We start from the raw sequence: 7,625 nt of genomic DNA, 5'->3' as shown, positions 1-7,625 counted from the left end.
TTTTAAGTTGATGTAGGGTGGGCAGTGCATCAGACAGATAATGAAGCTTGCCAAGGGGGTTGGTAGGCACTGCCCACCCTAGGATTCTTGATGCAGTAGCCAATGGGGAAAGTAGGTTTAAGTTGATGTAGGGTGGGCAGTGCATCAGACAGATAATGAAGCTTGCCAAGGGGGTTGGTAGGCACTGCCCACCCTAGGATTCTACGATTCATGACAATGGTGCAAGATCTCAGTTTAAGTAGGTTTAGTTTGCTCCATTGCCAATAAATCCCATTACTAGGCTGTCCGGAGCCAGGAAATGACTCAAGTGATAAGCTCGCTCTTCAGTCTTGAGCAAGATTTTCTCATAGAGATAGCGGGTGGCTCGATCGCCCAGGCTTTCTGCTTGAGCGGCTTGACTGCGTACTAACTGAATGATTGACTGCTCAGCTGCTAAGTCATGCTCTACCATCTGGCGAGAGTTGTAAACTCCATCAGATTCAGGAGTGAAGCAGCACAATTCAGCTAATTTGGCAAAACTAGTAGCTGGAATTCCTCCTAGTCCATTCAAACGCTCTCCTAAGTCATGGACATGGTCTTGAGCATCCTCGTAGCTTTCTTCAAAGAACTTATGCAAGGAGTAAAATTCTGATCCTTCCACAACAAAGTGGTGTTTTTGATATTGCAGATACAACCCTTGGAAGCTGGCTAAAGCTATGTTTAATCCTTCACAAACTGGGGTAGTAACGTTTTTTTCCAGCAAAATTGGATTGTCAGCAATTTCACCAAAGGAGCGTAGTAGACCCTGAGTTGTAGACATAATAGTGTTCTCCTATCGTTTTCATTAAGTGTGGCTTATTGCCATGCTTTTAAGTAGGCTAACACATATCATTTTATTTAACCTAGACTCTGAAATGTCCCTAATAACACAATTTTTAACTTTTTCAGAACCTCTATTGAGTATAATTTGTGATAGATTAGTTGAGATAGATTTTCTATTAGTCACGACTCCGTGAACGGGATTTGTCTTGGTTAAATCGGCTTAAACCCAGCAAATTATAAAGATTCAGTCCACAAAAATGGCCATTTTTAAGGTTGATTAAAGAAAAACAGTGTTCCTAGAGGTAAATAACTATGTCTAAGTTTAAAGAGCCAGTCTCAGAGTTTAGTGTAGTAGGACAGTTATTAGACTTTGTCATTAAGGATGGCTATAAAATCAAGTACTTAAGAATTACTGTTTCAAATATCGAATATTGGATTAAGTTATCTAAACCTCTCAGAAAGAGCTTGGATCCAGCCATTATCCCTGGGGCGTGGATTGAGGTGAGTGGCACCAGCAAACTAAAGCTCAAAACTGGGAAACTGAAACTGAAAGCCTATGAGGTGAGCCTTGCTGCTCCCCCCCACCAGCAGCCAACAACTGTTTTGGTTCCCAAAACTCCCACCCGGAAAGCGAGCATTTTAGTTTGTCAGAAATCCAGTTGCCGGAAACGGGGGGGTCAAGCGGTCTGTAATGCGATCGCATCGAGTTTAAAGGACCATGGTTTAGAAGACCAAGTCAAAATTAAAGAAACTGGCTGCCTCAAACAGTGCAAACATGGCCCCAACCTGGTGATGATGCCAGACAAAGCTCGCTACAGCGAAGTGGCTCCCCAGCAAATTCCCACCCTGATCGAACGACACTTTGTCTGAAGTTAGCCCATCAGTGGACTCCCGTGATGATGCACCAAATACCAAGAGCCAGCCATAAGCTCAAACGTATTGGTTGCTATGGATTCTGCCTGAATCCTTCTACCCTTGCTAACTTGCAACACTTTTTCTAGCACAACAACGTAGGCAAGAGTGTCCCTGACCTCAGTAGCAATAATCTCTGGTTCAATTTCCAGGTATTGGGTATTCTTGAATATCGCTTCCCAAGATGAGCTAATGTCCCGCCAACCTTTGATTACATCACGTCCAGGGTGAATACAAAGACTACCAGTGCCTTGAGACCAGACCTTACTCATGGCTTCAATGTCCTTTTTCTCAAAAGCTCGATAGAATGCTGTGTTGGCAGCTAAAACCTCTGTGCGATCGCTACTCATAATTTTTTGTTAAGTTTCACAATTGTGAATAGATTTAATTATATATAGTTCAATAGGATTAATCACATCTAAGCATTCAGCAGTCAGTGGTCAGCATTCAGCAGTCAGCAGTCAGCAGTCAGCAGTCAGTGGTCAGTGGTCAGTGGTCAGCCGTTGGCCAATAGACATCTCCAGAAACTCGGTTTTGACCCAGGCAGTGCAAGGGTTTGAGGTTAATTTTTGGAGATGTCTATTGGCCACTCAAGTATCGTGGCACAGGCTTCTAGCCTGTGAGGTAACCCATAGGGCATAAGCTGTTCAAGTACCGTGCGCTATGGGCATAAACTCATAGCTAATAGCACCTCAAGTAGCGTGCCCGTAGGGCATTAGCTGATAACTGATAGCTGACCGCTGATAGCTGACCGCTGATAGCTGACCGCTGACCGCTGAATGCTTACGGATTGCGCTCTTGGAGCCGTATCATAAATATGGGTGAGATTATCTTAATGGTGGCATGGAAACAATTTGGGAACTCGATTTTTACTCCCGCCCAATTTTGGACGAAAATCAGAAGAAACTTTGGGAAGTCTTAATTTGCGAGAGTCCTTTGGACATCAATCTCTCACCTGAGACACTGTTTCAATACGCCAGTTGGTGTCCCAACCAGCAGGTGAATTCAATTTGGTTGGGGCAGGCTTTGGCAGATGCGATCGCAAAAGCTCAACAGCCACCAAGCAAGATTCGCTTCTTTCGGCGTCAGATGAACAATATGATTACCAAAGCCTGTAATGAGCTGAATATTCCAGCTCAACCCAGCCGTCGCACCTATGCTTTGGAGCGATGGTTAAAACAAAGGATAGAAGACTTTTATCCCAATCAACCAGGCTATGACCCCGCAGCCGCTGCTTCCTCATTTGTCCGTTATCAATCCCCCATCCCTAAACCATTACCCGATGCTTTGCAGGGACAAAAGTGGGCAGTTGTAAGTCTACAAGCCGCTGCCTTTGAGGAAATGAACGAGTGGGAGATTGACTTTGGTGAAGCCTTCCCAGTCTCGATCATGGACATTGCCCCAGAAACGCCCATTCCCGGTGTGATTATATTTTCCCAACGAGCCAAACCCCTAGCAGCATGGATGTCAGGTTTGGAGCTATCCTTTGTCAGACTTGACACTACTGATGATAAGCCAAAGTTGTTACTGGAAACTGGTGCCAATGATAGCTGGATTCTCGCTAACTTGACCAAATCCCAAATTCTGGCAGAGGCAAAAAGCTTTGAAGAAGCAAAGCAGAACGCTAATCTTGTCCATTTTCTGGCCGTACAATCGAGTCCAACTTCAGAACAGTTTGCTGGATTTTGGCTATGCCGGGAGTTATAACACAAGGCAACAGGCAACAGGCAACAGGCAACAGGCAACAGCCAGAAGGTAAAAATAAATTGTGAGAATTTTTGTTACCTGCTCCCGACTCCCGACTCCCTCGGTGCGCTTTCCGTAGGCGAATTAAATTCGCCACGGGTCGCACCGCTCCCGACTCCCTTTGCTATAGAGAATATGGGATACAAAAGAACCCGTAGAACAGGTGATTGTTCTACGGGTTCTGAAAGTCCTGGCGCAGCCTCAGGGGTAGTCAAGGCTATTAGCAGCATTACTCATATCACACTAGGCTGCCCCGAGCAGGAGTGTTATTAACCCAATGGGATCACGCACTGACCAAATAACTGATTGTATTCGCTAATACCCGGGCACAGGCATTTGCTGGGATAACCAAGGGCATTGGTATCCCTTGTACATGTAGCCGGAAGAGGCTGTACTTGGATTGAACATGAGCTTTTAACTGAGATAGAGTCCAATCCCCGGCTAGTTGCATTATTAATGTCCTCGATCAAGCACAACCCGACACTTGAATCATATTCATATCCATCCGGGCACACGCAGATACTAGCATTGCCGCAGGGGTTGTAATCCCTAGTACAAATACCATCAGCACTTAGGACGGCTGGCATATCACCTTGGGCCATTGCTGCAGGGGAGACCATCAAAAACAGCTGCACTGCCATCAAGAATGCGAAAATCGCTTTTAAGGGTCTCGAAAATCTTTTCATTTTTTTTCGTTTGTTAACTCAACTATATATAAATAAATTATATATCTATCTATAGATTCTTCGACGTTTTGGAGGGGTGCAAATTAATGCAATATTGGTAGATGAGCACCTACCTAACCTGTTGCGCATTTAAGTTAGATATTATTCAGTTAGAAAAAACTCCCTGTACTCCCTACTCCCTACTCCCTACTCCCTACTCCCTATTCCCTTTGCTATATGAGTGCTGAAACTATACCCCAAGAGCTGCAAGCCGAACAACTGTTAGACTTAGCAGCTAAATCAGGAGCGACTAGTGCAGAGGTTTATCAGTCGCGATCGCTTTCTCGTCCTGTGTTTTTTGAAGCTAATCGACTCAAACAAATCGAAAGTAGTCAATCGGAAGGGACAGCGCTACGGTTATGGCGAGACGGACGTCCAGGACTAGCAGTTGGCTATGGAGCAGTGGCAGCACAAGATTTAGTAGACCGGGCAATGGCCATGACTGCACTCAATGAACCGGAATCTATAGAACTGGCTGATGGCCCTAGCGCTAACTATTCCGACTCACCAGAAACTATACCGATAGAAGAACTAGTAGCAATCGGCTCGGATGCGATCGCATTAATTCGCGATGCCTACCCAGAAGTATTGTGTAGCGCTGAGTCGGAATGGGAGTTAGAAACCACTAGCTTAATTAACTCTGAAGGATTACATTGCTCTTACACTGACACAACCCTCAGTTATTTCCTTGGGGTAGAGTGGGTTAGGGGTGAAGACTTTTTAAGTGTTGGTGATGGTACACAAATTCGATTAAGCCCATCTGAGCCTAAAGAAAGCCTAAACACTAACAAAGTCCTAGACCAAATCTTACAACGCCTCAACTGGGCAACGGAAAATGTCTCTACTCCCAGTGGTCGTGTGCCAATTTTGTTGACGTCTAAAGCAGCGGATTTGCTATGGGGCACTGTGGAAGCAGCCTTAAATGGAAAACGGGTACTTGAAAAAGCCACCCCCTGGAGTGATAGTCTAGGTCAGGTGGTTACCTCAAAAAACCTGACCCTGTTTCAACAACCAAATCCTGAATTTCCTTACAGTTGCCCCTTTGATGATGAAGGCACCCCTACCCAATCCCTCGTATTTATCAGTGAAGGGCAATTGCAACAGTTTTTTTGCGATCGCACTACCGGTCGCTTACTGGGAACTGGCACAACTGGCAATGGATTTCGCCCTAGCCTAGGCAGCTACCCAACCCCTGATCTCGTCAACTTACTGATTAAACCAGGCCAAGGGTCACTCAATGACTTAATTGGAAAATTAGACGAAGGATTAGTCATAGACCAGATTCTCGGCGGTAGTGCTGGCATCTCCGGTGACTTTTCCGTCAATGTTGAGTTAGGGTATCGAGTCCAACAAGGCAATATTATTGGTCGAGTCAAAGACACCATGGTAGCTGGGAATGTTTACAACACCCTTAAGCAGTTAGTAATACTGGGTGATGATGCTGAGTGGCAGGATAGCATCTACACACCCTCTCTAATTGTGGAAGGACTATCGGTAACCTCTAGTGATTAGTGGGTCAGTGCTCAGTGCTCGGTGCTTGGTGCTTATTTCTTTGTAACTACAGAAATTCTCCTGGTATTTACAAAGCACCCACGAATAATCACTAATGGAAATTAACCCATGATCAATCAATGATCAATCCCATTACCCAATGGCTGATCCCCAAAAGAAGTCTTGCCCTTGCCGAAGCCTGTCTGATTGGATTCGTCTCAGGACTCTCAGCAGTATTACTCAAACACAGTATTGGCTGGTTAGGGAGGTGGCGGCTTCAAGCAGCTCTAATCCTACCCCCTAGCTTTGCCCTACCGGCTTTTGGACTCTGCTTAGGATTACTGTGCGGATTCCTGATTGAGTTTCTAGCATCAGAGGCAACAGGTAGTGGCGTACCTCAGATCAAAGGTGCCCTTGCCCGGTTTCCTATCGCGATGAATTTACGGGTGGCTGTAGTCAAGTTAGTTAGTACTATCCTATCTCTGGCGGCGGGAATGACTATGGGACGGCAAGGCCCAACGGTTCATATTGGGGCAGCTTTGGCAGCTCAATTGACTCGCTGGGTACCCACCTCTCCTGATCACCGACGTCAAATGATTGCTGCTGGGGCTGGGGCTGGATTAGCCGCTGGGTTTAATGCTCCCCTGGCTAGTGTAGCCTTTATCTTTGAGGAACTGTTACCAGATTTATCTAGTATAACTCTGGGTAGTGCTATTCTAGCATCCTTTATTGGTGCGGTGGTTTCCCGGCTCTTGGGTGGAGGTACCCTAGATCTGAATCGGGAACTAAGCAATTTTTCCAGCACCTTTTCCGCTCTTGAGATTCCCTTCTATTTGTTGTTAGGGGTGTTGGCTGGATTGCTAGCAGCTTTGTTTAATCAGGGAATTCTGTCCAGTCTGAACTTTTACGACCGTCTCAAGCTCAGATTACCATTGCGGATTGGTATAGCTGGGATGCTGGGTGGGTGTATTGTAGCACTGCTACCGGATCAGTTCCATAACAACAGTGGTTTGCGGGAGTTGTTGCTCACTGGTGATATCGGCTGGGAATTTACTTGCCTCGCTTTTGTGGTCTACTTCTTACTGACCATAATTGCCTATGGTTCTGGAGCACCAGGGGGGTTGTTTCATCCCTCCCTAGTATTGGGTTCCGCATTAGGCTATTTAGTTGGCATCGGTGAGTATCACCTGCTCGGATTAGGTTATCCGATTACCTACGCCTTGGCAGGGATGGGAGCATTTTTTAGTGCCGTTTCCAAGGTACCGATCACAGCGATTGTGATCGTGTTTGAGATGACAACGGACTTTAATCTAGTCCTACCTTTAATGATCACCTGTGTGGTTTCCTACCTAGTTGCCGATCAATTAGCCAAAGGGTCTCTCTATCAACGTTTGTTGGAGAGGAAAGGCTACAGCTTGCCTAAAGTAAAGGTGGACAAAAGAACCTTAGCTGGTTTGAAAGCATCTGACATCATGCAGCGCCGGGTAGAAACCCTAGGGAGTCAGATGACCTTAGATCAAGCCATTCAGACCTTTAGTAACTCTAGTCATCGGGGCTTTCCAGTAGTTGCTCAGGGGAAATTGGTCGGGATAATTACTCAAGAAGACATTGCCAAAAATCGAGACCGACTGCCTGGCAATACGCCTATCAAAGAGGTGATGACTCCACAACCGATAACAGTTAGACACAATGACACCTTAAGCCACGTTCTATACATTCTCAATCGTTATCACCTCAATCGGTTACCTGTTCTAGAAAACAGGAAGTTAGTTGGAATCATTACCTTTAGTGATATTATTCGTGCCGAAGCTAACCAACTTAGTGGGGAAAAAGAGCAACTAGGACCGAGCCCTGATCCCTCCTATGGTGTCTATTATACTCGCGCTCCAGCTACGGGCAGTGGACGGATGTTGGTTCCCTTAGCTAATCCCCAATCAGCACCAGTATTGA

8 protein-coding genes are annotated in these 7,625 nt (G+C 45.8%); 5 read left to right on the top strand and 3 right to left on the bottom strand.

The genetic code is table 11. The annotated features are described in order from the left end of the window. Positions 1-29: 29 nt before the first annotated feature. A complete protein-coding gene (locus F6K20_RS16445) occupies positions 30-212 on the bottom strand; it encodes a hypothetical protein (RefSeq protein ID WP_287248980.1) in 183 nt (60 codons plus the stop codon). A 32-nt stretch (positions 213-244) separates the two neighbouring features. Continuing rightward, positions 245-799 (bottom strand): DNA starvation/stress protection protein DpsA, encoded by a 555-nt coding sequence (gene dpsA, locus F6K20_RS16440; protein WP_008191119.1) that lies wholly within the window; start codon positions 797-799, stop codon positions 245-247. Positions 800-1,113: 314 nt separating this feature from the next. Here dpsA and F6K20_RS16435 point away from each other — a divergent pair, with 314 nt between their 5' ends. Next, the gene (locus F6K20_RS16435) at positions 1,114-1,671 is read left to right on the top strand and encodes a (2Fe-2S) ferredoxin domain-containing protein (protein ID WP_008191121.1); all 558 of its coding nucleotides are present in this window, start codon (positions 1,114-1,116) and stop codon (positions 1,669-1,671) included. 2 nt (positions 1,672-1,673) lie between these two features. Here the strand turns inward: F6K20_RS16435 and F6K20_RS16430 are convergent, their stop codons facing one another. Then, positions 1,674-2,063, bottom strand: a complete 390-nt coding sequence (locus F6K20_RS16430) for a nuclear transport factor 2 family protein (RefSeq protein WP_008191122.1) — start codon at positions 2,061-2,063, stop codon at positions 1,674-1,676. Between the two features lie 493 nt (positions 2,064-2,556). On the opposite strand from F6K20_RS16430, the gene F6K20_RS16425 reads away from it, so the two are divergent. The 4 genes from F6K20_RS16425 to F6K20_RS16410 form a co-directional block, all read left to right on the top strand. Further along, a complete protein-coding gene (locus tag F6K20_RS16425; RefSeq protein ID WP_008191124.1) occupies positions 2,557-3,420 on the top strand; it encodes a Tab2/Atab2 family RNA-binding protein in 864 nt (287 codons plus the stop codon). 826 nt (positions 3,421-4,246) lie between these two features. Next, a complete protein-coding gene (locus F6K20_RS16420) occupies positions 4,247-4,372 on the top strand; it encodes a hypothetical protein (protein WP_267872130.1) in 126 nt (41 codons plus the stop codon). Beyond that, on the top strand, positions 4,362-5,696 hold the full coding sequence (locus F6K20_RS16415; protein WP_287295328.1) for a TldD/PmbA family protein: 1,335 nt from the start codon (positions 4,362-4,364) through the stop codon (positions 5,694-5,696). The genes F6K20_RS16420 and F6K20_RS16415 overlap by 11 nt, the downstream gene beginning before the upstream one ends. A 119-nt stretch (positions 5,697-5,815) precedes the next feature. Beyond that, on the top strand, positions 5,816-7,625 hold a 1,810-nt coding region (locus F6K20_RS16410), incomplete at its 3' end, for a chloride channel protein (protein WP_287295326.1).

Source organism: Moorena sp. SIO2C4, assembly GCF_010672485.1.
In the GTDB taxonomy this organism is placed as follows: domain Bacteria; phylum Cyanobacteriota; class Cyanobacteriia; order Cyanobacteriales; family Coleofasciculaceae; genus Moorena; species Moorena producens.
The sequence above is the reverse complement of the archived record's forward strand: the minus strand, read 5'-3'. Positions and strand labels throughout refer to the sequence as shown.

Coding starts and splice junctions, on each gene's coding strand:
- F6K20_RS16445 (WP_287248980.1), bottom strand. CDS start 212: ATGAATCGTAGAATCCTAGGGTGGGCAGTGCCTACCAACCCCCTTGGC.
- dpsA (WP_008191119.1), bottom strand. CDS start 799: ATGTCTACAACTCAGGGTCTACTACGCTCCTTTGGTGAAATTGCTGAC.
- F6K20_RS16435 (WP_008191121.1), top strand. CDS start 1,114: ATGTCTAAGTTTAAAGAGCCAGTCTCAGAGTTTAGTGTAGTAGGACAG.
- F6K20_RS16430 (WP_008191122.1), bottom strand. CDS start 2,063: ATGAGTAGCGATCGCACAGAGGTTTTAGCTGCCAACACAGCATTCTAT.
- F6K20_RS16425 (WP_008191124.1), top strand. CDS start 2,557: ATGGAAACAATTTGGGAACTCGATTTTTACTCCCGCCCAATTTTGGAC.
- F6K20_RS16420 (WP_267872130.1), top strand. CDS start 4,247: ATGAGCACCTACCTAACCTGTTGCGCATTTAAGTTAGATATTATTCAG.
- F6K20_RS16415 (WP_287295328.1), top strand. CDS start 4,362: ATGAGTGCTGAAACTATACCCCAAGAGCTGCAAGCCGAACAACTGTTA.